Below are 24,755 nucleotides of genomic sequence, written 5' to 3' on the forward strand. Positions count from 1 at the left end.
CCTCGACGGCCGTGTCCGCCGGCTTCCCGGCGGACACGGCCCGTTCGTATCGCCCGGCCGCGACCGATCGCGGGGGCGTCCGGCCGGTCAGCCCCCGACGGTGAACCAGACCGCCCGGGACTTCTTCCACTCGGCGTTGTCGAGGTCCTTCGCCTCCGTGCCGTCCCCGTACAGATCGGCCGATCCGGAATCCGTGATCAGCTGGGCCCGGGCGCCCGGCACCGTAAGGTCCGGCACGTCCACGACGGCCTCCCAGCCGCCCGGGTCGGCGGTCGGCAGATCGGCCCGCTCGACCGGTGCGTGCGAGGCGACCCCGTCCCAGGAGTAGAGGGCGTACGGGTCGGAGTTGTCGTCGGCCGCCCAGGAACCGGCCACGATCAGGTACTGGTCGGCGGCGTTCTTGCGGATGTCCCGGATGCTGAGCCCGCCGAGGTCCAGCTCGATCGGCTCGCCCATGACCGCCTTCGCCCCGCTGCCGGCCACCCGGTCGAAGTTGGTGACGGGCACGATCAGGGCCTTGCCACCGGCCTTCGGCGGCACGAGCGGGGCCCGGAAGCCGAGGTACGCGGTGGTCGTCGAGCCGGGCGCGAACTCCAGGCCCTCGATGTTGAACCCGTCGATCTGCTTGGGTGCCTCACCGTCGTCGGTACCCGCGGCGAAGCCCAGCCGGTCGCCGTTCGCCTCGTCCCACGCGACGAGATCGTCACGGAGCTTTCCGTACTTGCCGCCCACCGTCAGCCGGGTGGCGGCGCCCGAGCCGGTCACCGTCGTGGTGAAGACGGTGTTGCGGTCGGACTTGTACTCGCCGTCCTTGTTGTTGCCGAGCGAACCGGTCCAGTAGATGGTGTCGCCGACCCGGGCCGCGCCCTCGATGTCGACCTCCTTGTCCGCCCCGAGCTCCGAGCCGACGTCCCAGCTCTTCACGGGCCCGCCGGACGCGGAACGGTCGTACAGCCGCAGCGTGTTGGACTCGTCGTCGGCCACGACCACGTAGCCGCCACCGACATCGACGGCGGCCGAGGCGTCCGAGGAGCCGGTGAGGTAGCGGGTGTCGGCGGCGTTCCGCACGGCGGCGGACGCGGCGTAGTGCAGCTTCTTCGTGGCGGTCTTGCCACCGAGCCCGGTGACCTTGATCGTGAGGTCGGTGTAGCCGCGTCCGTGCGCGGTCACGGAGAGCCGCCGGGTGGCGCCGGTGACGGTCACGTCCCCGGTCCCGGCGACGGACGACTTGGAGCTCGCGGACGCCGCCACGCCGAGCGCGCTCGCGTCGGCTCCGCTCTGCGCGACGGTGACGGTCACCACCGGGTCACCGCTCGCGCCGACGGCACCGGAGAGGTAGGAGGCCGAGAAGGCGATCGTCGGCGTTCCGTAACTCGCGGCGTGCGCGGGGGTGTTGAGCCCGAGCGCGGCCAGCAGGAGAATTCCGCCCGCGGTGGCGGCCACCCTGCGGTCGGGGAGCGAAAACTGATGCAGCACGGCATGCCTCTCGTCGGCGTGATGTCGCGGGTACGTTCCGATACCCGTGCCAACGACGGACACACATCATGAGTACGGCAGACGAAACAACGACGAAGAACGGCCCCCGGCGCGAAGCCGGGAGCCGTTCTTCATCCGTGGCGGGCCAGGACGTCTCAGACGTTGAAGCCCAGGGCGCGAAGCTGCTCGCGCCCGTCGTCCGTGATCTTGTCCGGGCCCCACGGCGGCATCCAGACCCAGTTGATCCGCAGCTCGTTGACGATGCCGTCGGTCGCGGACTTCGCCTGGTCCTCGATGACGTCGGTCAGCGGGCAGGCCGCGGACGTCAGCGTCATGTCGAGGGTGGCGATGTTGGCGTCGTCGATGTGGATGCCGTAGATCAGGCCCAGGTTCACGACGTCGATGCCCAGCTCGGGGTCGACCACGTCGTAAAGCGCCTCGCGGACCTCCTCCTCGGAGGCCGGCTTGGTGGTCAGAGTCTCGTTGTCGCTCATGCGGTCTTCCCTTCGGACAGCGCCTTCGCCGTCGCGTCCTTCCACGCCATCCAGCTCAGCAGCGCGCACTTCACCCGGGCCGGGTACTTCGAGACGCCGGCGAACGCGACCGCGTCCTCCAGCACCTCCTCCATCGCGTCGTCCGGCTCCAGCTGGCCCTTCGACTGCATCAGCTCCAGGAAGGTCTCCTGGATCTTCTGCGCCTGGCCCAGCTCCTTGCCGACCAGGAGATCGTTCAGCACGGAGGCGCTGGCCTGGCTGATGGAGCAGCCCTGACCCTCGTACGACACATCGGCGATGGTCTCGCCGTCGTACTTCACCCGGAGAGTGATCTCGTCGCCACACGTCGGGTTGACGTGGTGCACCTCTGCGTCGCCGTCCCGCAGGCCACGCCCGTGGGGGTGCTTGTAGTGGTCCAGGATCACTTCCTGGTACATGGAATCAAGCTTCACCAGTCAACCCTCAGCCGCTCGCCCATTTATCCGAAAAAGTTCCGTACGTGCTCCAGGCCGTCCACCAGGGCGTCGACCTCGGCGGGCGTGGAGTACAGATAGAACGACGCTCGCGTGGTCGCAGGAATTCCGTACCGCAGGCAGACCGGCCGCGCGCAGTGGTGTCCGACCCGGACCGCGATGCCCTGCTCGTCGAGCACCTGGCCCACGTCGTGCGGGTGGATGTCACCGAGCGTGAAGGAGATCGTGGCGCCGCGGTCCTCGGCCGTCGCCGGACCGATGATCCGCAGGTCCGGGACCTCCAGGAGCCGCTTCACCGCGTACTCGGTGATCGCGTGCTCGTGGCGGTAGATCTTCTCCATGCCGATCGCCGAGAGGTAGTCCACGGCCGCGCCGAGGCCGACGGCCTGGGCGATCGGGGGCGTACCGGCCTCGAACTTGTGCGGCGCGGGCGCGTACGTCGACGAGTGCATCGACACGGTCTCGATCATCTCGCCGCCGCCGAGGAACGGCGGCAGGTCCTCCAGGAGCTCCTGCCGTCCCCAGAGCACGCCGATGCCGGTCGGGCCGACCATCTTGTGACCGGTGAAGGCCACGAAGTCGGCCTGCAGCGCCTGCACGTCCAGCACCATGTGCGGGGCGGCCTGCGAGGCGTCGATGCAGACCAGCGCGCCGACCTGCTGGGCCCGGCGGATGATCTTCTCGACCGGGTTGATCGTGCCCATGATGTTGGAGACCAGGGTGAAGGAGACGATCTTCGTCTTCTCGGTGATGATCTCGTCGATGTTGGACAGGTCGAGGCGGCCGTCGTCGGTGATGCCGAACCACTTCAGCTTCGCACCCGTGCGCTGCGAGAGCAGCTGCCACGGCACGATGTTGGAGTGGTGCTCCATCTCCGTGGTGACGATCTCGGTGTCGTGGTCCACCCGGTAGGGCTCGTCGGCCCAGCCGAGCATGTTCGCCACGAGGTTGAGCGACTCGGAGGCGTTCTTGGTGAAGATCACCTCGTCGCGGCTGGGTGCGTTGATGAACGCGGCGACCTTGTCACGGGCGCCCTCGTACAGCGCCGTGGCCTCCTCCGCGATCGTGTACACACCGCGGTGCACATTGGCGTTGTGCCGCTCGTAGTACTCGTTGAGGGCGTCGAGCACCTGGCGCGGCTTCTGCGAGGTCGCAGCGCTGTCCAGATAAACGATCTTCTTCCCGTCGTGGACCGTACGATCCAGCAGGGGGAAGTCCTTGCGGATCGCCTCGGTGTCGAGGAGGCCGGAGAGCCCCTGGCGGGCGTCAGTCACGCGGAAGCGCCACCCTTCACATATGCCTCGTAGCCCTCGTTCTCCAGCTTGTCGGCGAGCTCGGCGCCGCCGGACTCGGCGATGCGGCCGTTGGCGAAGACGTGCACGAAGTCGGGCTTGATGTAACGGAGGATCCGCGTGTAGTGCGTGATCAGCAGGGTGCCGACCTCGCCGGTCTCGCGGACCCGGTTGACGCCCTCGGAGACGATGCGCAGGGCGTCGACGTCCAGGCCGGAGTCGGTCTCGTCGAGGATCGCGACCTTCGGCTTGAGGAGCTCCAGCTGGAGGATCTCGTGGCGCTTCTTCTCACCGCCGGAGAAGCCCTCGTTGACGTTGCGCTCGGCGAACGCCGGGTCCATCTGGAGGCCGGCCATCGTCTCCTTGACCTCCTTCACCCAGGTGCGCAGCTTGGGTGCCTCGCCGCGGACGGCGGTGGCGGAGGTGCGGAGGAAGTTGGAGACCGAGACACCGGGGATCTCGACCGGGTACTGCATCGCGAGGAACAGGCCGGCGCGGGCGCGCTCGTCGACGGTCATCTCCAGGACGTCCTCGCCGTCCAGGGTCACCGAACCGCTGGTGATCGTGTACTTGGGGTGACCCGCGAGGGAGTACGCGAGGGTGGACTTGCCGGACCCGTTGGGGCCCATGATGGCGTGGGTCTCGCCCTGCTTCACGGTCAGGTCGACGCCCTTGAGGATCTCCTTCGTGGCGTTGTCGGCCTCGACGGAGACGTGCAGGTCGCGGATTTCAAGCGTTGCCATGGGTGACTCAGGACTCCTGGGTGACGGAGACGAGCACATCGTCCCCTTCGATCTTGACGGGGTATACGGGGACGGGGCGCGTCGCGGGAAGGCCGGACGGCTTGCCGGTGCGCAGGTCGAAGCTGGAGCCATGCAGCCAGCACTCGATCGAGCAGCCCTCGACCTCTCCCTCGGACAGTGAGACGTTCGCGTGCGAGCAGATGTCGTTGATCGCGAACACCTCGCCCTCGGTTCGGACGACGGACACCGGGACGCCGTCGAGCTCCACCCGCTTCGGGGTGTCGTCCTCCAGCTCACTCAGCGCACAGGCTTTGACGAAGGCCATCACACGGAAGCCTTCAGCTCGGCCTCGATCTTTTCGAGCAGCCGCGCCTCGACGTCCGGCAGGCCGATCTGCTGGACGAGCTCGGCGAAGAAGCCGCGCACGACGAGCCGGCGGGCCTCCTCGGCGTCGATGCCCCGGGACATCAGGTAGAAGAGCTGCTCGTCGTCGAAACGGCCGGTCGCCGAGGCGTGGCCGGCGCCGACGATCTCGCCGGTCTCGATCTCCAGGTTCGGCACGGAGTCGACCCGCGCGCCGTCCGTGAGGACGAGGTTGCGGTTCATCTCGTAGGTGTCGGTGCCCTCGGCGGCGGCCTGGATGAGGACGTCGCCGATCCACACGGCGTGTGCGCCGTCGCCCTGGAGCGCGCCCTTGTAGGCGGCGTTGGACTTGCAGTGCGGGGTGTTGTGGTCGACCAGGAGGCGGTGCTCCTGGTGCTGGCCCTTGTCGGTGAAGTACAGACCGAAGAGCTCGGCCTCGCCGCCGGTGCCCGCGTAGTTGACGCGCGGGTGGAGGCGGACGAGGTCGCCGCCGAAGGTGACGACGATCGACTTGAACGAGGCGTCCCGGCCGACCAGCGCGTTGTGCTGGCCGACATGGACCGCGGTCTCGTCCCAGTCCTGCACGGAGACGACGGTGAGCTTCGCGCCGTCGCCGAGGACGTAGTCCACATTGGCGGCGAGCACCGCGTCACCGGTGTGGTCGATGACGACGACGGCCTCGGCGAAGGCGCCGAGCTCGACGACCTGGTGGCCGTAGGCCACGCCGCCCTCGCCGTGCACCGCGATGCGGATCGGCTCGGTGAGCACGGCCTCCTTGGCGACCGTGACGACGGACGCCTGCTCGAAGGAGGAGTACGCCTGGGCGGCGACGCGGTCCACCGGGGTGCCGGCCCGGCCGAGCCGGGAGTCGTCACGGCCGACGGTCTCGACGGTGACGCCCTCGGGGGCCTCGATCGCGACCTTCACACCGCCGCCGGTGGAGACGGCCGTGCCGTCGTGCAGCCCGCGCAGCCGCTCCAGCGGCGTGAACCGCCACTCCTCCTCACGGCCGTGCGGAACCGGGAAGTCCGCGACGTCGAAGGACGGGGGTGCGCTCATGCGCGTGGCGACGGTCGACTCGGCGGCCACCGCGATGGATCCGGTGGTGGTGGAGCCCGCCGGGATGTTCTGAGCCTCAGCCATGGCTGTCGTGGTGCTCACTTTCTCTGTCGAAATCGGGGAATCCGGTCGTCGGGCGTGTCAGCCGACCGAACCCTCCATCTGCAGCTCGATCAGCCGGTTGAGCTCAAGGGCGTACTCCATCGGCAGCTCCTTCGCGATCGGCTCGACGAAGCCGCGCACGATCATCGCCATCGCCTCGAACTCCGTCAGACCGCGGCTCATCAGGTAGAAGAGCTGGTCCTCGGAGACCTTGGAGACGGTCGCCTCGTGCCCCATCGACACGTCGTCCTCGCGGACGTCGACGTACGGGTAGGTGTCGGAGCGCGAAATCGTGTCGACCAGCAGCGCGTCGCAGAGCACGTTGGACTTCGCGCCCGGCGCGCCCTCGCCGATCTCGATCAGACCGCGGTAGGAGGTACGGCCGCCGCCTCGCGCCACCGACTTGGAGACGATGTTGGAGGAGGTGTTCGGCGCCATGTGGACCATCTTGGCGCCGGCGTCCTGGTGCTGGCCCTCGCCCGCGAAGGCGATGGACAGGGTCTCGCCCTTGGCGTGCTCGCCCATCAGGTAGACGGCCGGGTACTTCATGGTGACCTTGGAGCCGATGTTGCCGTCGACCCACTCCATGGTCGCGCCCTCGTAGGCCACGGCGCGCTTGGTGACCAGGTTGTAGACGTTGTTCGACCAGTTCTGGATCGTCGTGTAGCGGCAGCGGCCGCCCTTCTTCACGATGATCTCGACGACCGCGGAGTGCAGCGAGTCGGAGGAGTAGATCGGGGCGGTGCAGCCCTCGACGTAGTGGACGTAGGCGTCCTCGTCGACGATGATCAGCGTCCGCTCGAACTGGCCCATGTTCTCCGTGTTGATACGGAAGTAGGCCTGGAGCGGGATGTCGACGCGGACACCCTTGGGCACGTAGATGAACGAGCCGCCGGACCATACGGCCGAGTTCAGCGAGGCGAACTTGTTGTCGCCGACCGGGATGACGGTGCCGAAGTACTCCTTGAAGAGCTCCGGGTGCTCCTTCAGCGCGGTGTCGGTGTCGAGGAAGATGACGCCCTGCTCCTCCAGGTCCTCACGGATCTGGTGGTAGACGACCTCGGACTCGTACTGCGCGGCGACACCGGCGACCAGGCGCTGCTTCTCCGCCTCCGGGATGCCGAGCTTGTCGTAGGTGTTCTTGATGTCCTCGGGCAGGTCCTCCCAGGACTCCGCCTGCTTCTCCGTGGACCGCACGAAGTACTTGATGTTGTCGAAGTCGATGCCCGACAGGTCCGAGCCCCAGTTCGGCATGGGCTTCTTGTCGAAGAGCCGCAGGCCCTTGAGGCGCAGCTTCAGCATCCACTCGGGCTCGTTCTTCTTCGCCGAGATGTCGCGGACGACATCCTCGGAGAGCCCGCGCTTGGCTGCGGCGCCTGCCGCGTCGGAGTCGGCCCAGCCGAATTCGTACGTACCCAGACCCTCGAGCTCAGGGTGGGCAGTCTCCGTAGGGAGCGTCATGCGGGGTTCCTCCCGGCCGTGCTTGCAGATGCTGAATTGGTGGTCTGTGGTGCTGAGTGGCCGCTGCGCGGAATGTACGTCGTGCACACACCGTCGCCGTGGGCGATGGTGGCCAGACGCTGCACATGCGTCCCGAGGAGGCTGGAGAAGAACTCCGTCTCCGCCTCGCACAGCTGCGGGTACTGCTCGGCGACGTGGGCGACCGGGCAGTGGTGCTGGCACAACTGCTCGCCCTGCTGCGGGCCGGGCGCGCTACGCGCCGTAGCAGCGTACCCGTCGGCGGACAGGACCTTGGCCAGCGCTTCGGTGCGGGCCTCGGGGTCCGCGGCCTCGACCGCCGTGCGGTACGCCTCGGACTGGGACTCGATCCTGGCGCGGGCGAAAGCGGCGACCGCTTCCTCGCCCGCGGTCTCGGCGATCCAGCGCAGGGCGTCCGCCGCGAGCTTGTCGTAGGACTGGTCGAAGGCGTCCCGGCCGCAGTCGGTGAGGGCGAACACCTTGGCCGGGCGGCCACGGGTCCGAGCCCCGTAGACCCGCTGTTCACGGGCCTCCACGACGCTGTCGGAGACAAGGGCGTCGAGATGGCGCCGGACCGCCGCCTGGGTGAGGCCGAGGCGCTTCGCCAGCTCGGCGACGGTGGACGGGCCATGGTCCAGGATGGAGCGCGCGACCCGGTTGCGCGTCGAGCGCTCTCCGGTCGCGAGTTCCTCCTGCGGAGCCTCGCCAACGTATTTCACAACGCCATTGTTGCGTAATTCATCCGGCCCTGACAACCACGGTCCGAAACGATCTACGGTGCCGCTCATCACTTAGGGTTACCTAATTCGGCCCCGGCAGACGGGGTCGTTCCGCCCCTGCCTAGACTTGACGGCCATGAAGAGCGAGTCGGCCGTAGAGGTCCGCGGCCTGGTGAAGCGCTACGGCCCCAAGACCGCTGTGGACGGCCTCGACCTGTGTGTACGCACCGGCGCCGTCACCGCCGTCCTCGGCCCCAACGGCGCCGGCAAGACCACCACGATCGAGACCTGCGAGGGCTACCGCCGCCCCGACGCCGGGACCGTGCGGGTCCTCGGCCTCGACCCGGTCGCCGACGCCGCCGCGCTCCGCCCCCGGATCGGCGTGATGCTCCAGTCGGGTGGCGTCTACTCCGGGGCGCGCGCCGACGAGATGCTCCGCCACATGGCGAAGCTGCACGCCCACCCGCTGGACGTGGACACCCTGATCGAGCGCCTCGGCCTCGGCAGCTGCGGCCGTACGTCCTACCGGCGGCTCTCCGGCGGCCAGCAACAGCGGCTCGCCCTGGCGATGGCCGTCGTGGGCCGTCCCGAACTGGTCTTCCTGGACGAACCGACCGCCGGCCTGGACCCGCAGGCCCGCCGCTCCACCTGGGAGCTGGTGCGCGAGCTGCGCACCGACGGCGTCTCGACCGTCCTGACCACGCACTTCATGGACGAGGCCGAGGAGCTCGCCGACGACGTCGCCGTCATCGACGCGGGCAAGGTCATCGCCCAGGGCAGCCCCGAGACGCTCTGCCGCGGCGGCGCCGAGAACACCCTGCGCTTCACCGGCCGCCCGGGTCTCGACATGGGCTCGCTGCTGAAGGCGCTGCCCGACGGCTCCGAGGCGGCCGAGATCCTCCCGGGCGCGTACCGCATCACCGGCGACGTCGGCCCGGAGCTGCTGGCCACCGTCACCTCCTGGTGCGCCCAGCACGGAGTGATGCCGTCGGGCATCTCCGTGGAGCGGCACACCCTGGAGGACGTCTTCCTGGAACTGACCGGCAAGGAGCTGCGCGCATGAGCGCCGGTACGTACACCCCGCGGCCGGGCGCCGCCCCGCTGGGCCGCATGATCGCCGCGCAGACCGCGTTGGAGACGCGGATGCTGCTGCGCAACGGCGAGCAGCTGCTGCTGACCGTGATCATCCCGACGCTGCTGCTGGTGCTGTTCAGCGCGGTCGACATCGTGGACACCGGCGCGGGCGAGTCCGTCGACTTCCTGGCACCCGGCATCCTCGCGCTCGCCGTGATGTCCACGGCCTTCACCGGCCAGGCCATCGCCACCGGTTTCGAGCGGCGGTACGGGGTGCTCAAGCGGCTCGCGGCCTCGCCGCTGCCGCGCTGGGCGCTGATGACCGCCAAGACCCTCGCGGTGCTGGTCACCGAGGTGCTCCAGGTGGTGCTGCTCACGGTGATCGCGTTCGCGCTCGGCTGGTCGCCGCAGGGCAACCCCCTCGCCGTCCTGCTGCTGCTCGTGCTCGGCACGGCGGCCTTCTCCGGGCTCGGGCTGCTGATGGCCGGGACGCTCAAGGCGGAGGCGACGCTCGCCGCGGCCAACCTGGTCTTCCTGCTGCTGCTGGTCGGCGGCGGGGTCATCGTGCCGCTGGACAAGTTCCCGGACGCGGTGCAGTCGGCGCTCGGGCTGCTGCCGATCGCGGCGCTGTCGGACGGTCTGCGGGACGTGCTCCAGCACGGTGCGGCGATGCCCTGGGGCGACCTCGGCATCCTGGCGGTGTGGGCGGTGCTCGGGCTGGGCGCGGCGGCGAGGTTCTTCCGCTGGGAGTGAGCCCGGTGGCCTCCCGCACGCGAGCGCGCGGACGCGCTCCGTCGACGTTTCGGGGCAACTCGTCCCCCTCGTGAAAGCTTGCACAAGCCGCCGCCTACGATGGTGCGCGTGCCCAAGCTGACCCGAGCCGAAGTCGCTCAAGCCGCGCGGAACCCGCTCCTGTACATCGCCGAGCGATGGACCCCCTCCCCCCGTACGGTCCGCCGTGCGGCCATGTCCGCCGTCGTCATGGCCGTGCTGATCGTCGTGACTGGTGGCGCGGTACGGCTGACCGGCTCCGGCCTCGGCTGCCCGACCTGGCCCAAGTGCACCGACGAGAGCCTCACGGCGACGAGCGAGATGGGCTTCCACGGCGCCATCGAGTTCGGCAACCGGATGCTGACGTACGTCCTGTGCGCGGCCGTCGGGTGGGCGATCATCGCCGCCCGGTCCGCCAAGCCCTGGCGGCGCAGCCTGACGAAGCTCGGCTGGGTGCAGTTCTGGGTGGTCATGGGCAACGCCGTGCTCGGCGGCATCGTGGTGCTGGTCGGCCTCAACCCGTACACCGTCGCGGCGCACTTCCTGCTCTCCACGGCGCTGCTCACCGTCGCGATGGTGACCTGGCAGCGGACCCGCGAGGGCGACGAGGCGCCCCGGCCGCTGGTCGGCAAGGCGGTGTCCCAGCTGACCTGGCTGCTCACGGTCGCCGCGGGGCTGCTGGTCGCGGTCGGCACGGTCGTCACGGGCGCCGGGCGGCACGCGGGCGACTCCAGCGATGTGCACCGCATCCCGATCGACTGGAAGATGATCGCGCAGCTGCACGCCGATCTGGCCTGGGTCGTGGTGGCGCTGACCGTCGCGCTCTGGTTCGTGCTGAAGGCCGTCGACGCGCCGGCCGGCCCGCTGCACCGCGCCCGTGACCTCTTCCTGGTGCTGATGTCTCAGGGCGTGATCGGCTACGTGCAGTACTTCACCGACACGCCGGAGATCCTGGTCGGCCTGCACATGCTGGGCTCGTGCCTGGTGTGGATCGCGGTCGTGCGGGTGGTCCTGTCGCTGCGTGAGCGCCCCGTGGCCATGGCCGCGGTGCCCGGCCCCGCCGCCGAGCAGCCGGAGCCCGCAGCGGCCGGCTGACCGCGGGCCGCCCCTGCCCCCGTACACGACGATCGCCGGACGGATTCCTTCTCGGAACCGTCCGGCGATCGTCGTTGTACGGGGGCTTGGTCAGGCCTAGGGCCTCTCGTTTGGATCATGCCGGGCTCGCGTGCCCCGGTGCCGCACGGAAGGGCCGCCGATCTGGATGCCGGCCATCCGCGTCCACTCGTACGGGCCGGTGCGGACCTTCGCGGCGAACTCGCCGTCGAACTCGTCGTGCATCGTGATCCCGGCCTTGCGCGTGGCGCTCTCGGCGAGCGCGTACGAGGGAGCGACCAGGTCGCCCCAGCCGCCGTCCTCGCCCACGAGCACGATCCGGGCGCCCCGCTGCCCGATGTAGGCGAGCTGTCCCTCTGCGCCGCCGTGCGCCTTGGCGAAAGCGCCGATCTCCTTGGCGAGCTTCGCCGCCCTGCGCTCCGCGCGGGCTGCCTGCTTGCCGCTCTCCACCTGGGTCTCTGCCGTCTCAGCCATATTCAGGATGCTACCGACGGGTAGCCGAACGTGCGACGGGCGGGGTACGTGGCTTGGGCCACGTACCCCGCCCGTCGGCAGGAGTCGATGGGGGCGGACTACCTCAGGAAGGGGTCGACCGCCACGGCGACGAAGAGCAGCGAGACATAGGTGATGGACCAGTGGAACAGCCGCATCTCCTTGAGCTTGGCCCCGGTCACACCGGACTTGGCCCGGTTCTGCAGGCCGTGCGCCTCCCAGAGCCAGAACCCGCCGGTCAGCACCGCCACCGCCGTGTAGAACCAGCCGGTGTAGCCCAACGGGGTCAGCAGCAGCGAGACGACCACCATCACCCAGCTGTAGACGACGATCTGGCGGGCCACCACCCGGTTGGACGCGATGACCGGAAGCATCGGGACGCCGACCCGGGCGTAGTCCTCCTTCACCTTCATGGAGAGCGGCCAGTAGTGCGGCGGCGTCCAGAAGAAGATGACGGCGAAGAGGATGACGGCCGCCCACGACACGGAGTTCGTCACGGCCGACCAGCCGATGAGGACCGGCATGCAGCCCGCGATGCCGCCCCAGACGATGTTCTGCGAGGTGCGGCGCTTGAGCAGCATCGTGTAGACGACGACGTAGAACAGCAGCGCGCCGAGCGACAGCGCCGCCGACAGCCAGTTGACCAGCAGGCCGAACCAGACCGTCGAGATCGCGGCGAGCGCGAAGCCGAAGGCCAGGCACTCACGCGGGCTCACCATGCCGGTGACCAGCGGGCGCTGCGACGTACGGTCCATCAGCGCGTCGATGTCGCGGTCGATGTACATGTTCAGCGCGTTGGCGCCGCCTGCGGAAAGATAGCCGCCGACCGTGGTGGCGACCACGAGCCACAGGTCGGGCACACCCTGAGCGGCGAGGAACATCACCGGAACAGTGGTGATCAGCAACAGCTCGATGATCCGCGGCTTGGTCAGCGCCACGAATGCCTTGACACGGGCCCCGAACGGGCGATGGCCCCCTGGGCTGGGAGTCAAGGCGACCCCTGCGGGTCGGGACTCGACGGCCGTCACGCACACCCCTGACAGAGAAATCCCAGCAAGCTCCGGGCGTGAAGGCCCGGTAAAGACTTGCGCGAACCAGACCACTGTAGACGTTGGGGACAGGCCGATCTTCGCGGGGGTGGGTCGTGTTGAACAGGCGCGGGAAGCGGCGGGCCCCCTCCTCGTGGTGCGGCGCGCGGACCGGCGGTCCGGTCGTCGTGACACTGCGCGTGAGCGGCCCTTCCGCTCACCGGAGCGGTACAGAAGTACGAGGACACGCTCATCGGAGGGCCCATAAGTAAGGAGAAGCGCTCATCGGAGTGGCGCAGAAGTGAGCCGTCGCGCTCATACGGGAGGCGAACTCCGCGGGCCGCCTGCACCCTGGAAAGCAGCCGGAAAATGCTTGTTCCGACGGGGGTAGGCTCGACAACGCCCGGTGCGGTCACAGTCACCGGTTTACAACAGTGGAGAGGAGCCCTGACTCAGGGTGAGCACCAAGCCGACCACCACAGATCTCCAGTGGACCGAATTGGACCAGCGGGCCGTGGACACTGTCCGTGTCCTTGCAGCGGACGCCGTACAGAAGGTCGGAAACGGCCACCCTGGTACGGCCATGAGCCTCGCTCCCGCCGCGTACACCCTCTTCCAGAAGGTGATGCGCCACGACCCCGCCGATGCGGACTGGGCCGGGCGCGACCGGTTCGTGCTCTCTGCGGGTCACACCAGCCTGACCCTCTACATCCAGCTCTACCTGGCCGGGTACGGCCTGGAGCTCGATGACCTCAAGGCCTTCCGCACCTGGGGCTCCAAGACCCCCGGTCACCCGGAGTACGGCCACACCACCGGCGTCGAGACGACCACCGGCCCGCTGGGCCAGGGTGTCGCCAACGCCGTGGGCATGGCGATGGCCTCCCGGTACGAGCGCGGCCTGTTCGACCCGGACGCGGCCCCCGGCACCTCCCCCTTCGACCACATGGTCTGGGCCGTCGCCGGCGACGGCTGCCTCCAGGAGGGCATCTCCGCGGAGGCGTCCTCGCTGGCCGGGCACCAGAAGCTCGGCAACCTGGTCCTGCTGTGGGACGACAACCACATCTCCATCGAGGGCGACACGGAGACCGCGGTCTCCGAGGACACCCTGAAGCGGTACGAGGCGTACGGCTGGCACGTCCAGCGCGTCGAGCAGCTGCCCAACGGCGACCTGGACCCGGCGGGTCTGTTCGCGGCGCTCCAGGCGGCCAAGGCCGAGACCGGGCGCCCGTCGTTCATCGCGGCCCGCTCGATCATCGCCTGGCCCGCACCGCACGCCCAGAACACCGAGGCCTCGCACGGCTCGGCGCTCGGCGACGAGGAGGTCGCGGCGACGAAGCGGGTGCTGGGCTTCGACCCGGAGAAGAGCTTCGAGGTCGCCGACGAGGTCATCGCCCACACCCGTGAGGCGCTGGACCGCGGCCGCGAGGCCAAGGGCGAGTGGGAGAAGTCCTTCGCCGCCTGGCGCACCGCCAACCCGGAGCGCGCCGCCGAGTTCGACCGGATCTCCGCCGGCGAGCTGCCCGCGGGCTGGGAGGACAGGCTTCCGGTCTTCGAGCCGGGCAAGGGTGTCGCCACCCGCGCCGCCTCCGGCAAGGTGCTCCAGGCGCTCGGCGAGATCATCCCCGAGCTGTGGGGCGGCTCCGCCGACCTCGCCGGCTCGAACAACACCACGATCGACAAGACGTCGTCGTTCCTCCCGGCGGGCAACCCGCTGCCGGGCGCGGACCCGTACGGCCGCACGATCCACTTCGGCATCCGCGAGCACGCCATGGCCGCCGCCATGAACGGCATCGCGCTGCACGGCAACACCCGCATCTACGGCGGCACCTTCCTGGTGTTCTCCGACTACATGCGCAACGCCGTGCGCCTGTCCGCGCTGATGCACCTGCCGGTGACCTACGTGTGGACGCACGACTCGATCGGTCTCGGCGAGGACGGCCCGACCCACCAGCCGGTGGAGCACCTGGCCGCGCTGCGCGCCATCCCGGGCCTGAACATCGTCCGCCCGGCCGACGCCAACGAGACCTCCATCGCCTGGCGCGAGATCCTGCGCCGCTACACCAAGGTGTTCGGCAAGGGCGCCCCGCACGGTCTGGCGCTGACCCGCCAGGGCGTTCCGACGTACGAGGCGAACGAGGACGCGGCCAAGGGCGGCTACGTGCTCTTCGAGGCCGAGGGCGGCCAGCCGCAGGTGCTGCTGATCGGCACGGGCTCCGAGGTGCACCTCGCCGTCGAGGCGCGCGAGGAGCTCCAGGCGGCCGGCATTCCGACCCGGGTGGTCTCGATGCCGTCGGTCGAGTGGTTCGAGGAGCAGGACCAGGCGTACAAGGACAGCGTTCTGCCGCCGTCCGTGAAGGCGCGCGTCGCGGTCGAGGCAGGCATCGGCCTGACCTGGTACCGCTACGTCGGTGACGCCGGCCGGATCGTCTCGCTGGAGCACTTCGGTGCCTCGGCCGACGCCAAGGTCCTCTTCCGCGAGTTCGGCTTCACCGGCGAGCACGTCGCCGCCGCCGCGCGGGAATCTCTCGCCGCAGCCACGCGCTGACGCCGATATACGACTAGTAGGAGATGCAATTCTCATGACAGACGCACTTAAGCGCCTCTCCGACGAGGGCGTGGCGATCTGGCTCGACGACCTGTCGCGCAAGCGGATCACCTCGGGCAATCTCGCCGAGCTGATCGACCAGCAGCACGTCGTGGGCGTCACCACCAACCCGTCGATCTTCCAGAAGGCGATCTCCTCGGGCGACGGGTACGAGCAGCAGCTCACCGACCTCGCCACCCGCAAGGTCACCGTCGACGAGGCCATCCGCATGATCACGACGGCCGATGTACGGGACGCGGCGGACATCCTGCGTCCGGTCTTCGACGCCACGGACGGCCAGGACGGCCGGGTCTCCATCGAGGTCGACCCTCGGCTGGCCCACCACACCGCGGCCACCGTCGCCGAGGCCAAGCAGCTGGCCTGGCTGGTGGACCGGCCCAACACGCTCATCAAGATCCCGGCGACGAAGGCCGGTCTCCCGGCGATCACCGAGGTCATCGGCAAGGGCATCAGCGTCAACGTCACGCTGATCTTCTCGCTGGAGCGCTACCGCGAGGTCATGGACGCCTACCTGGCGGGCCTGGAGAAGGCGAAGGCCGCGGGCCTGGACCTCTCCCTGATCCACTCGGTGGCCTCGTTCTTCGTCTCCCGCGTGGACACCGAGATCGACAAGCGGCTCGACGCGCTGGGCACCGACGAGGCCAAGGCCCTCAAGGGCAAGGCCGCGCTCGCCAACGCCCGGCTCGCCTACGAGGCGTACGAGGAGATCTTCTCCTCGGACCGCTGGGCCGCCCTGGACAAGGCACAGGCCAACAAGCAGCGTCCGCTGTGGGCCTCGACCGGCGTCAAGGACCCCGCGTACAAGGACACCCTGTACGTCGTCGACCTGGTCGCCCCCGGCACGGTGAACACCATGCCCGAGGCCACCCTGGACGCCACGGCCGACCACGGCGACGTCACCGGCAACACGATCGCCGGCACCTACGAGCAGGCCCTCGCCGATCTCGACGCCGTGGCGAAGCTCGGGATCTCCTACGACGACGTCGTCCAGCTGCTGGAGGACGAGGGCGTCGAGAAGTTCGAGGCGTCCTGGATCGACCTGCTCAACTCGACCGAGGCGGAGCTCAAGCGCCTCGCCCCTTCGGAGGGCTGACCACCTTGTCTGGTGTTCCCGGAGCCAACCCGCTTCGTGACCCCCAGGACCGACGGCTCCCGCGCATCGCGGGGCCGTCGGGTCTGGTGATCTTCGGGGTCACGGGTGATTTGTCCCGTAAAAAGCTGATGCCCGCCGTGTACGACCTGGCCAATCGCGGCCTGTTGCCGCCGGGCTTCTCCCTCATCGGATTCGCGCGCCGCGAGTGGCAGGACGAGGACTTCGCACAGGAGGTCCACGACGCCGTCAAGCAGCACGCCCGTACACCGTTCCGCGAAGAGGTCTGGCAGCAGCTCATCCAGGGGATGCGCTTCGTCCAGGGCAACTTCGACGACGACGAGGCCTTCGAGCAGCTGAAGACCACGATCCAGGAGCTGGACAAGGCGCAGGGCACGGGCGGCAACTTCGCCTTCTACCTGTCCGTGCCGCCGAAGTTCTTCCCCAAGGTCGTCCAGCAGCTCAAGAAGCACGGCCTGGCGGACCAGAAGGAGGGCTCCTGGCGGCGTGCCGTCATCGAGAAGCCCTTCGGCCACGACCTGAAGAGCGCGCAGGAGCTCAACCAGATCGTGCACGACGTCTTCCCGCCCAACGAGGTCTTCCGGATCGACCACTACCTGGGCAAGGAGACGGTCCAGAACATCCTGGCGCTGCGGTTCGCCAACACGATGTTCGAGCCGATCTGGAACAGGTCGTACGTCGACCACGTCCAGATCACGATGGCCGAGGACATCGGCATCGGCGGCCGGGCCGGCTACTACGACGGCATCGGCGCCGCCCGTGACGTCATCCAGAACCACCTGCTCCAGCTGCTGGCGCTGACCGCGATGGAGGAGCCCGGCTCCTTCCACCCGAAGGCCCTGGTCGCCGAGAAGCTCAAGGTGCTCACGGCGGTGGAGCTGCCGGAGGACCTGGGCAAGCACACGGTCCGCGCCCAGTACGCGCACGCGTGGCAGGGCGGCGAGGAGGTCCCGGGCTACCTCGAAGAGGACGGCATCGACCCCAAGTCGAAGACCGACACCTTCGCCGCGATCAAGCTGACGATCAACAACCGCCGCTGGGCGGGCGTGCCGTTCTACCTCCGGACCGGAAAGCGGCTCGGCCGCCGGGTCACGGAGATCGCGGTCGTCTTCAAGCGGGCCCCGTATCTGCCCTTCGAGTCCGGCGCCACCGAGGAGCTGGGCGGCAACGCCCTGGTCATCCGGGTGCAGCCGGACGAGGGCGTGACCGTGCGGTTCGGCTCCAAGGTGCCCGGCACCTCGATGGAGGTCCGGGACGTCACGATGGACTTCGCCTACGGCGAGTCCTTCACGGAGTCCAGCCCGGAGGCCTACGAGCGGCTCATCCTCGATGTGCTGCTCGGCGACGCCAACCTCTTCCCCCGGCACCAGGAGGTCGAGCTGTCCTGGAACATCCTCGACCCGATCGAGGAGTACTGGGACAAGCACGGCAAGCCCGCGCAGTACCCGGCGGGCACCTGGGGTCCGGCCGAGGCCGACGAGATGCTCGCACGAGACGGACGGAGCTGGCGCCGGCCATGAAGATCGATCTCACGGAGACCACTTCCAGCAAGATCAACCAGGCGCTGGTCTCGGCCCGCCGCGCCATCGGCACCCCGGCCATCGGCATGGTGCTCACCCTGGTCATCGTCACCGACGAGGAGAACGCGTACGACGCGCTCAAGTCGGCCGGTGACGCCTCGCGCGAGCACCCCTCGCGGATCATCGCGGTGATCAAGCGGGTCAGCCGCTCGCCGCGCAGCCGCCGGGACGCCCGGCTCGACGCCGAGGTGCGGGTCGGTTCCGACGCGGGCACCGGCGAGACGGTCGTCCTGCGTCTCCACGGCGAGCTGGTCAACCACGCCCAGTCGGTGGTCCTGCCGCTGCTGCTGCCGGACGCCCCGGTCGTGGTCTGGTGGCCCGAGGGCGCCCCCGCCGACCCGGCGAAGGACCCGCTGGGCGCGCTCGCCCAGCGCCGGATCACGGACGCGTACTCGGCGGAGCACCCGGGCGAGGAGCTGGCGGTCCGCGCCGACTCGTACACCCCGGGCGACACCGATCTGGCGTGGACCCGCATCACGCCGTGGCGCTCGATGCTGGCGGCCTCGCTCGACCAGCAGTCCGCCCAGGTCGTCTCGGCGACGGTCGAGGGCGAGTCGGAGAACCCGAGCTGCGAGCTGCTCGCCATGTGGCTCGCGGACCGGCTCAAGGTGCCGGTGGAGCGCACCGTCTCCGCCGGTCCCGGTCTGACGGCCGTGCGGATGGAGACCAAGAACGGCGTCATCGTCCTGGACCGTCCCGACGGTTCGCTGGCCACGCTCTCGATGCAGGGCCAGCCGGACCGCGCGGTGGCACTCAAGCGGCGGGACACCGCCGAGCTGCTCGCCGAGGAGTTGCGCCGGCTGGACCCGGACAACACCTACGCGGCGACGGTGAGGTTCGGTGTGGCGAAGCTCGCCGGACAGGCGCGGCCGAAGCCGGCCGAGCCCGCGGCGGACGCCGCCCCGGCCGCCGCGAAGAAGACCGCGGCCAAGAAGGCGGCGTCGAAGTGAGTGCTCCGCAGCTTGTCGTGCACCGCGACAAGGAGCTGATGGCGCTGGCCGCCGCGGCCCGGCTGATCACGAGGATCGTGGACGCCCAGGCCGCGCGCGGCTACGCCTCGGTGGTCCTCACCGGCGGGCGCAACGGCAACGGCCTGCTGGCCGCGCTCGCCGCCGCGCCCGCCCGGGACGCGATCGACTGGTCGCGGCTCGATCTGTGGTGGGGCGACGAGCGGTTCCTGCCCGAGGGCGATCCGGAGCGCAATGTCACGCAGGCCCGTGAGGCCCTGCTGGACTCGGTGCAGCTGGACCCGTCCCGGGTGCACGCGATGCCAGCCTCGGACGGCCCCTGGGGCAACGACGCCGACGCGGCGGCCGCCGCGTACGCCGAGGAACTGGCCACCGCGGCCGGTCCCGAGGACCACGGCCCGGTGCCGACGTTCGACGTGCTGATGCTGGGCGTCGGCCCGGACACGCACGTCGCGTCGCTCTTCCCGGAGCTGCCCGCGGTACGGGAGACCGAGCGCACCGTCGTCGGTGTGCACGGCGCCCCCAAGCCGCCGCCCACTCGCATCTCGCTCACGCTGCCCGCGATCCGGGCGGCGCGCGAGGTGTGGCTGCTCGCCGCAGGTGAGGACAAGGCGGAGGCCGCGGAGATCGCGCTCTCGGGTGCCGGGGAGATCCAGGCCCCGGCGGCAGGTGCGTACGGCCGCTCCCGCACCCTGTGGCTGCTGGACGCGGCGGCGGCCTCCCGGCTGCCGCGCGCGCTGTATCCGCCGGCCTCGGCCTGACGGATCGTCAGTACGGTTGCGCACGGGCCCGGTTCGCTCCTCGGAGCGGCCGGGCCCGTCGCGTGGAAGGCGTGGCAGACTCGGGCCATGGTGCGTATCGGAACCGTGGTGATGGGCGCGTCGGACGTACGGCGTGCGGCGGCGTTCTGGAAGGCGGCGCTCGACTACGTGGAGCGTGACCCGGCGACGGACGACGACTGGATGGTGCTGGTCCCCGCCGAGGGGCCTGGCGTCGGCCTGGCCCTGGGCCTCAGCGGTACGTCCGTGCAGGAGGTCCCCCGGATCCACCTCGATCTGTACACCGCGGAGCAGGACGCCGAGGTGGACCGGCTGATCGGGCTCGGCGCGGTGCGGGTGGACTGGGATCTGTACCCGGACGACCCGGACTTCGTGGTGCTGGCGGACCCCGAGGGCAACCGGTTCTGCGTCATCGACACGACGCACGGCTGACCGGGGCTCACCTGGCGGGCGGGACCCGCTCCAGGAAGGGTTCCAGCAGGCCGGGCACGGCCTCGGCGGCGAAGGCGAGGCCCTCGCTCACCTCCGTATCGTACGCCGTGTACGCGCCCGCTCCGGCGGCCGTCGTCGCGGTGACGCTCAGCACCCCGGCGCGTCGCTGGAAGTAGGTCTGGCGGACCGTCCAGCCGATGACTCCGGCCCGCTCCAGCGCGGCGGTCGAGCGCCGGACCGTGCCCGACCGCACCACCAGGTAGTCGCCGCTGACGGTGTGCCCCAGGCCGCGGTACGCGTCCCTGGCCAGGAACACCCCGGCCGGCAGCCCCACGACGGCGCAGCCGAGCGCGATCCAGAGCAGTACGGGGGTCAGCAGCGCGCCCAGGAGGGCGAGCGCGGCCACCGGGACCAGGACGGCCCAGTACGCGCGGCGCAGCCTGCGGCCGCGGGCCGCGAGGGGGTGTCCGGTCAGCGGGGCGCTAGTCGGGGACGTCGTCTCGCGCAGCACGTCGGCGGCCACCGCGTCGGCCACGGGCCGGGGCGCGGCGGGCAGCAGGGTGTTGTGGTCGCCGTGCTGTTCCTCGTCGTCCTTGGCGAGTCCGGTGGTGATCGCGTCGACCCGGGCGGCGCCGAAGGTCCGGATGCCGAGCGGTTCGACGAGGTCGACCCCGCGCAGTCGCCGTTCCTCGATGGAGACGGACCGGGAGGTCAGCAGTCCGCGCCGGATGCGCAGGGTGCCGCCCGGTTCACGCTCCAGCCGGTAGTTCCACCACATCTCGACCCACAGGCCGAGCGCGCCGACGACTCCGGCGGCCACCGCGGCGACGGCGAGGATCACGATCATGGCGGTCAGCGAGGTGTCCCGGAAGCGCTCGCCGATCCACTCGATGACCCGCCCCTGTGCCCCGAACCAGTCGCTGACCTGCATCACCGCGCCGGCCGCCGCGCCGCCGAGCGCGGGGGCGACGAAGGAGACCGGTGCGTAGCGGATCCAGCGCGGGTCGAGGGCGACGAGCTCGCCCTCGCGGTGGGTGCCCGGGGTTCCGGTGGCGGTGCGCTCCAGCAGTTCGCGACGGAGCCGTTCGCCCTCGGCCCCGGTGACCGGGTCGAGTTCCAGGGTGGAGTCGTTGCCGGAGTGCTCGCCGGTGCCGATGCGGACGGTGACCAGGCCGAGTGCCCGTTGCAGCGGATGGGCGGTGAGGTCGACGCTGCGGATGCGTTCCCGGGCCAGTGAGCGCTTCTTGACCAGGAGCAGCCCGGTGTGGAGCTCGACCCGTTCGGCGCCGATGCGGTAGCGGGTGCGGCGCCACCGTACGTGGTCGCCGGCGGCCGCGGCGCCGATCAGCAGGGCCGCGCCGGCCAGGACCCAGGTGACGGCGGCCCCGAAGCCGAACCTTCCGGAGAGGCCGAGCGTGGTGGGGACGGCGGCGCCGGCCGCCACCCCGGCCGTGACGAGCGCGCTGACGAGGACCGTGCGCCGGTCCAGCCGCCGCCAGTCGACGGCGGTGGCCGCGGCGGGGCCGTGGCCGCCCCCGGTGTCCGGGGATGGGGACACGGCCGCCTCCTGGCTCATGTGGCGTCCCCGGGGGTGGCCTGGGTGATCCGGGTCAGCCGTTCGGCGAGCCCGGCCGCCGTTTCGTGGTCGAGGCCCTCGATCCGTACCGCGCCCTTGGCCGACGCGGTGGTCACGGTGACCGTGGCGAGCCGGTAGAGCTGTTCGAGCGGCCCGCGCACGGTGTCCACGGTCTGGATCCGGGACATCGGGGCGATCCGCCACTCCTGCCGGAAGACCCCGGTCCTGACGTACACCGCTTCGTCGGTGACCTCCCAGCGGTGGGTGCGGAACCACCACGCGGGGAGGAGCACGGCACAGCCGATGCCCAGGGCCGCGAGGATCGCGGCGGGCAGCAGCAGCCAGAACCGGGCGGGCTCGATGAGCGCGCCCAGCACGGCCAGGACGGCCACGGGGGCGGCGGTCAGCAACAGCCACTGGGCCCGCCACCACCCGACAGCCCTCGGGTCCGACATGTTGTTCGGCGGCCGCAGCCGCACCGTCCCCTCCCCCGTGGTCATCGGCTCAGCGCCCCCGGCGGGAGCGGTAGGCCCGCACCAGCGCGGCGGTCGAGCTGTCCAGCTGCTCGGCCCCCGCGCCGTCGGTGAGCACCGGCTCGATCTTCTTGGCGAGGACCTTGCCCAGCTCGACGCCCCACTGGTCGAAGGAGTCGATGTTCCAGACGGCGCCCTGGACGAAGACCTTGTGCTCGTACAGCGCGATCAGCTGGCCGAGGACGGAGGGGGTCAGCCGGTCGGCGAGGATCGTCGTCGTCGGGTGGTTGCCCCGGAAGGTCTTGTGCGGCACCAGTTCCTCGGCGACGCCCTCGGCCCGGACCTCGTCCGGCGTCTTGCCGAAGGCCAGCGCCTGGGTCTGGGCGAAGAAGTTGGCCATCAGCAGATCGTGCTGGGCCACCAAGCCGGGCAGCAGGTCGGCGACCGGCTCGGCGAAGCCGATGAAGTCGGCCGGGATGATCTTGGTGCCCTGGTGGATCAGCTGGTAGTAGGCGTGCTGTCCGTTGGTGCCGGGGGTGCCCCAGACGACCGGTCCGGTCTGCCAGTCGACCGGATTGCCGTCCCGGTCCACGGACTTGCCGTTGGACTCCATGTCCAGCTGCTGCAAGTACGCGGTGAACTTGGACAGATAGTGACTGTACGGGAGCACCGCGTGCGACTGGGCGTCGAAGAACGCGCCGTACCAGACGCCCAACAGCCCCATCAGCATCGGGACGTTGTCCTCGGCGGGAGCGGTGCGGAAGTGCTCGTCGACGAGGTGGAAGCCGTCGAGCATCTCGCGGAACCGGTCCGGGCCGATGGCGATCATCAGCGAGAGGCCGATGGCCGAGTCGTACGAGTAACGGCCGCCGACCCAGTCCCAGAACTCGAACATGTTGGCGGTGTCGATGCCGAAGTCCGCGACCTTCCCGGCATTCGTGGACAGCGCCACGAAGTGCTTGGCGACCGCGTCCTGACCGGCGTTCAGACCGGTCAGCAGCCAGTTGCGCGCGGAGGTGGCGTTGGTGATCGTCTCGATCGTGGTGAAGGTCTTCGACGCGACGATGAAGAGCGTCTCGGCCGGGTCGAGATCGCGCACCGCCTCGTGCAGGTCGGCGCCGTCGACGTTCGACACGAAGCGGACGGTGAGGTCGCGGTCCGTGAAGGAGCGCAGCACCTCGTACGCCATGGCGGGGCCGAGGTCGGAGCCGCCGATGCCGATGTTGACGACGTTCTTGATGCGCCTGCCGGTGTGGCCGGTCCACTCCCCCGACCTGACGCGGTCGGAGAACGCCGCCATCCGGTCGAGCACGGCGTGCACACCCGGCACCACGTTCTCGCCGTCGACCTCGATCACCGCGTCGCGCGGGGCACGCAGCGCGGTGTGCAGAACGGCGCGGTCCTCGGTGGTGTTGATCTTCTCGCCGCGGAACATCGCGTCCCGCAGGCCGGCCACCCCGGTGGCCGCGGCGAGCTCACGCAGCAGCCGCAGCGTCTCGTCGGTGACCAGGTGCTTGGAGTAGTCGACGTACAGATCGCCGACCCGGAGGGTGTATCCGGTGCCGCGCTCCGGATCGTCCGCGAACAGCTGCCGCAGACGGGTCGTCCCGAACTGCTCGCGATGCTTGCCCAGAGCGGTCCACTCGGGCGTCTGGTTGAGCCTGGTTCGGCTTCGTGTGTTCATCCCGGATATCAGCCCAATTCTTCTCGTGCCTGCAGATGCCCCGCTGCACCTCCAACCTAATTGATCAGAAGGGCCGACGAGGCAATGGAGACCGGCGGCACGCAAAAGCAGTCCGGCCGGACACCCTGTGGGTGCCCGGCCGGTGAACTTCTAGATTTCGCCCCGGAGTTTCGCCAGCGCCTCGGCGAGAATGGCCTCGCCGTCCGCGTCGCTGCGCCGTTCGCGTACGTACGCGAGGTGCGTCTTGTACGGCTCGGTGCGCGGCGGGTCCGGCGGGCTGTCCCGGTCCTGGCCGGCCGGGAAGCCGCAGCGCGGGCAGTCCCAAGTCTCCGGTACCTGCGCGTCACTGGCGAAGCTCGGCTGCGTCTCGTGCCCGTTCGAGCACCAGAAGGAGATGCGGAGACGCGGCGCGGACTCGCCGCGCTCGGCCTCCCCCATCGGCCCCGCTCCGACCCGGCTTCCCCGGATCGCGTTGCCACTTGCCACGGTCGTAACTCCCTGCGTGATGGTGCTCGAAGATGCCCCAGTCTACGTAAGGCCCAACGCGCGTCCAGTGAAAGGAGTTACACCGTCACCGGGAATCGCGTACGACGGGTCAGCTGTCCAGCTTGATAAGCAGACCAAGCACCACGATGCACGCGAACCATGCCAGACCGACGACCACGGTGATCCGGTCGAGGTTGCGCTCGGCGACCGAGGAGCCACCGACCGACGACTGCATGCCGCCACCGAACATGTCGGAGAGGCCGCCGCCCTTTCCCTTGTGCATCAGCACCAGCAGCATCAGCAGCAGGCTGAAGACGATCAGGGCGATCTCGAACGCCAAAATCACGGCTGGTCCCTACTTTCCGGAATTCCTCTGGACTGCA

Annotated in this window: 25 protein-coding genes; 9 read left to right on the plus strand and 16 right to left on the minus strand. The window is 69.9% G+C overall.

From position 1 onward, the window contains the following. Positions 1 to 87 precede the first annotated feature (87 nt). The 9 genes from ABZ622_RS05045 to ABZ622_RS05085 form a co-directional block, all read right to left on the minus strand. Positions 88 to 1,476, minus strand: coding sequence for a DUF3616 domain-containing protein (locus tag ABZ622_RS05045; protein ID WP_360540491.1), 1,389 nt, complete (start codon positions 1,474 to 1,476; stop codon positions 88 to 90). Positions 1,477 to 1,631: 155 nt separating this feature from the next. Next, entirely contained in the window at positions 1,632 to 1,970 is a 339-nt protein-coding gene (locus ABZ622_RS05050; protein ID WP_093539690.1) for a metal-sulfur cluster assembly factor, read from the minus strand. Further along, entirely contained in the window at positions 1,967 to 2,422 is a 456-nt protein-coding gene (gene sufU / locus ABZ622_RS05055) for a Fe-S cluster assembly sulfur transfer protein SufU (protein ID WP_072483050.1), read from the minus strand. Before sufU ends, ABZ622_RS05050 begins: the two co-directional genes overlap by 4 nt. A 26-nt stretch (positions 2,423 to 2,448) precedes the next feature. Further along, positions 2,449 to 3,717 carry a cysteine desulfurase gene (locus ABZ622_RS05060; protein ID WP_360540493.1) on the minus strand — a complete coding sequence of 423 codons (1,269 nt, stop codon included), beginning with the start codon at positions 3,715 to 3,717 and terminating at the stop codon, positions 2,449 to 2,451. Beyond that, positions 3,714 to 4,478: a Fe-S cluster assembly ATPase SufC gene (sufC, locus tag ABZ622_RS05065; RefSeq protein WP_124718331.1), complete on the minus strand. Its 765-nt coding sequence runs from the start codon at positions 4,476 to 4,478 to the stop codon at positions 3,714 to 3,716. The genes ABZ622_RS05060 and sufC overlap by 4 nt, the downstream gene beginning before the upstream one ends. 7 nt (positions 4,479 to 4,485) lie before the next feature. Continuing rightward, positions 4,486 to 4,803 (minus strand): bifunctional 3-phenylpropionate/cinnamic acid dioxygenase ferredoxin subunit, encoded by a 318-nt coding sequence (locus ABZ622_RS05070; RefSeq protein WP_360540495.1) that lies wholly within the window; start codon positions 4,801 to 4,803, stop codon positions 4,486 to 4,488. Then, positions 4,803 to 5,984: a Fe-S cluster assembly protein SufD gene (sufD, locus tag ABZ622_RS05075; RefSeq protein ID WP_360540497.1), complete on the minus strand. Its 1,182-nt coding sequence runs from the start codon at positions 5,982 to 5,984 to the stop codon at positions 4,803 to 4,805. Before sufD ends, ABZ622_RS05070 begins: the two co-directional genes overlap by 1 nt. Before the next feature lie 57 nt (positions 5,985 to 6,041). Further along, positions 6,042 to 7,463 carry a Fe-S cluster assembly protein SufB gene (gene sufB / locus ABZ622_RS05080; RefSeq protein WP_093899511.1) on the minus strand — a complete coding sequence of 474 codons (1,422 nt, stop codon included), beginning with the start codon at positions 7,461 to 7,463 and terminating at the stop codon, positions 6,042 to 6,044. Then, positions 7,460 to 8,200 (minus strand): metalloregulator ArsR/SmtB family transcription factor, encoded by a 741-nt coding sequence (locus tag ABZ622_RS05085; RefSeq protein ID WP_360540500.1) that lies wholly within the window; start codon positions 8,198 to 8,200, stop codon positions 7,460 to 7,462. The genes sufB and ABZ622_RS05085 overlap by 4 nt, the downstream gene beginning before the upstream one ends. 136 nt (positions 8,201 to 8,336) lie before the next feature. Here ABZ622_RS05085 and ABZ622_RS05090 point away from each other — a divergent pair, with 136 nt between their 5' ends. The 3 genes from ABZ622_RS05090 to ABZ622_RS05100 all read left to right on the plus strand — a co-directional run bounded on the left by ABZ622_RS05090 (position 8,337) and on the right by ABZ622_RS05100 (position 11,140). Beyond that, complete coding sequence (locus ABZ622_RS05090) at positions 8,337 to 9,263, plus strand: ABC transporter ATP-binding protein (protein ID WP_360540502.1); 927 nt, start codon at positions 8,337 to 8,339, stop codon at positions 9,261 to 9,263. After that, positions 9,260 to 10,027: an ABC transporter permease gene (locus tag ABZ622_RS05095; RefSeq protein ID WP_360540504.1), complete on the plus strand. Its 768-nt coding sequence runs from the start codon at positions 9,260 to 9,262 to the stop codon at positions 10,025 to 10,027. Before ABZ622_RS05090 ends, ABZ622_RS05095 begins: the two co-directional genes overlap by 4 nt. 99 nt (positions 10,028 to 10,126) lie before the next feature. Continuing rightward, on the plus strand, positions 10,127 to 11,140 hold the full coding sequence (locus ABZ622_RS05100; RefSeq protein ID WP_360540506.1) for a COX15/CtaA family protein: 1,014 nt from the start codon (positions 10,127 to 10,129) through the stop codon (positions 11,138 to 11,140). Between the two features lie 96 nt (positions 11,141 to 11,236). Here the strand turns inward: ABZ622_RS05100 and ABZ622_RS05105 are convergent, their stop codons facing one another. Beyond that, positions 11,237 to 11,632, minus strand: coding sequence for a hypothetical protein (locus ABZ622_RS05105; RefSeq protein ID WP_360540508.1), 396 nt, complete (start codon positions 11,630 to 11,632; stop codon positions 11,237 to 11,239). Between the two features lie 98 nt (positions 11,633 to 11,730). Further along, the gene (locus ABZ622_RS05110; RefSeq protein ID WP_360540510.1) at positions 11,731 to 12,684 is read right to left on the minus strand and encodes a heme o synthase; all 954 of its coding nucleotides are present in this window, start codon (positions 12,682 to 12,684) and stop codon (positions 11,731 to 11,733) included. A gap of 451 nt (positions 12,685 to 13,135) precedes the next feature. Here ABZ622_RS05110 and tkt point away from each other — a divergent pair, with 451 nt between their 5' ends. The 6 genes from tkt (at position 13,136) to ABZ622_RS05140 (ending at position 20,153) form a co-directional block, all read left to right on the plus strand. Further along, a complete protein-coding gene (gene tkt / locus ABZ622_RS05115; protein ID WP_360540512.1) occupies positions 13,136 to 15,223 on the plus strand; it encodes a transketolase in 2,088 nt (695 codons plus the stop codon). A gap of 34 nt (positions 15,224 to 15,257) precedes the next feature. Then, a complete protein-coding gene (tal, locus tag ABZ622_RS05120; protein ID WP_360540514.1) occupies positions 15,258 to 16,376 on the plus strand; it encodes a transaldolase in 1,119 nt (372 codons plus the stop codon). A 5-nt stretch (positions 16,377 to 16,381) separates the two neighbouring features. Beyond that, positions 16,382 to 17,914 carry a glucose-6-phosphate dehydrogenase gene (zwf, locus tag ABZ622_RS05125; RefSeq protein ID WP_266916651.1) on the plus strand — a complete coding sequence of 511 codons (1,533 nt, stop codon included), beginning with the start codon at positions 16,382 to 16,384 and terminating at the stop codon, positions 17,912 to 17,914. Beyond that, a complete protein-coding gene (opcA, locus tag ABZ622_RS05130; RefSeq protein WP_360540517.1) occupies positions 17,911 to 18,924 on the plus strand; it encodes a glucose-6-phosphate dehydrogenase assembly protein OpcA in 1,014 nt (337 codons plus the stop codon). Before zwf ends, opcA begins: the two co-directional genes overlap by 4 nt. Next, positions 18,921 to 19,703, plus strand: a complete 783-nt coding sequence (gene pgl, locus ABZ622_RS05135; RefSeq protein WP_360540519.1) for a 6-phosphogluconolactonase — start codon at positions 18,921 to 18,923, stop codon at positions 19,701 to 19,703. The genes opcA and pgl overlap by 4 nt, the downstream gene beginning before the upstream one ends. Positions 19,704 to 19,790: 87 nt before the next feature. Further along, positions 19,791 to 20,153: a VOC family protein gene (locus ABZ622_RS05140; protein ID WP_360540521.1), complete on the plus strand. Its 363-nt coding sequence runs from the start codon at positions 19,791 to 19,793 to the stop codon at positions 20,151 to 20,153. A gap of 7 nt (positions 20,154 to 20,160) precedes the next feature. On the opposite strand, the gene ABZ622_RS05145 is transcribed toward ABZ622_RS05140, so the two are convergent. From ABZ622_RS05145 to secG, 5 genes are all read right to left on the minus strand, one after another. Beyond that, positions 20,161 to 21,711, minus strand: a complete 1,551-nt coding sequence (locus tag ABZ622_RS05145; protein ID WP_360540523.1) for a PH domain-containing protein — start codon at positions 21,709 to 21,711, stop codon at positions 20,161 to 20,163. Positions 21,712 to 21,725: 14 nt separating this feature from the next. Then, positions 21,726 to 22,229 (minus strand): PH domain-containing protein, encoded by a 504-nt coding sequence (locus ABZ622_RS05150; protein ID WP_360540525.1) that lies wholly within the window; start codon positions 22,227 to 22,229, stop codon positions 21,726 to 21,728. A 4-nt stretch (positions 22,230 to 22,233) separates the two neighbouring features. Continuing rightward, positions 22,234 to 23,886 carry a glucose-6-phosphate isomerase gene (pgi, locus tag ABZ622_RS05155; RefSeq protein ID WP_360540527.1) on the minus strand — a complete coding sequence of 551 codons (1,653 nt, stop codon included), beginning with the start codon at positions 23,884 to 23,886 and terminating at the stop codon, positions 22,234 to 22,236. A 150-nt stretch (positions 23,887 to 24,036) separates the two neighbouring features. Further along, positions 24,037 to 24,372, minus strand: coding sequence for an RNA polymerase-binding protein RbpA (locus tag ABZ622_RS05160; protein WP_072483070.1), 336 nt, complete (start codon positions 24,370 to 24,372; stop codon positions 24,037 to 24,039). A gap of 109 nt (positions 24,373 to 24,481) precedes the next feature. Further along, positions 24,482 to 24,718, minus strand: coding sequence for a preprotein translocase subunit SecG (secG, locus tag ABZ622_RS05165; protein ID WP_069172160.1), 237 nt, complete (start codon positions 24,716 to 24,718; stop codon positions 24,482 to 24,484). Positions 24,719 to 24,755 lie beyond the last annotated feature (37 nt).

The organism is Streptomyces sp. NPDC007164 (assembly GCF_040634135.1).
Taxonomy (GTDB): domain Bacteria; phylum Actinomycetota; class Actinomycetes; order Streptomycetales; family Streptomycetaceae; genus Streptomyces; species Streptomyces sanglieri.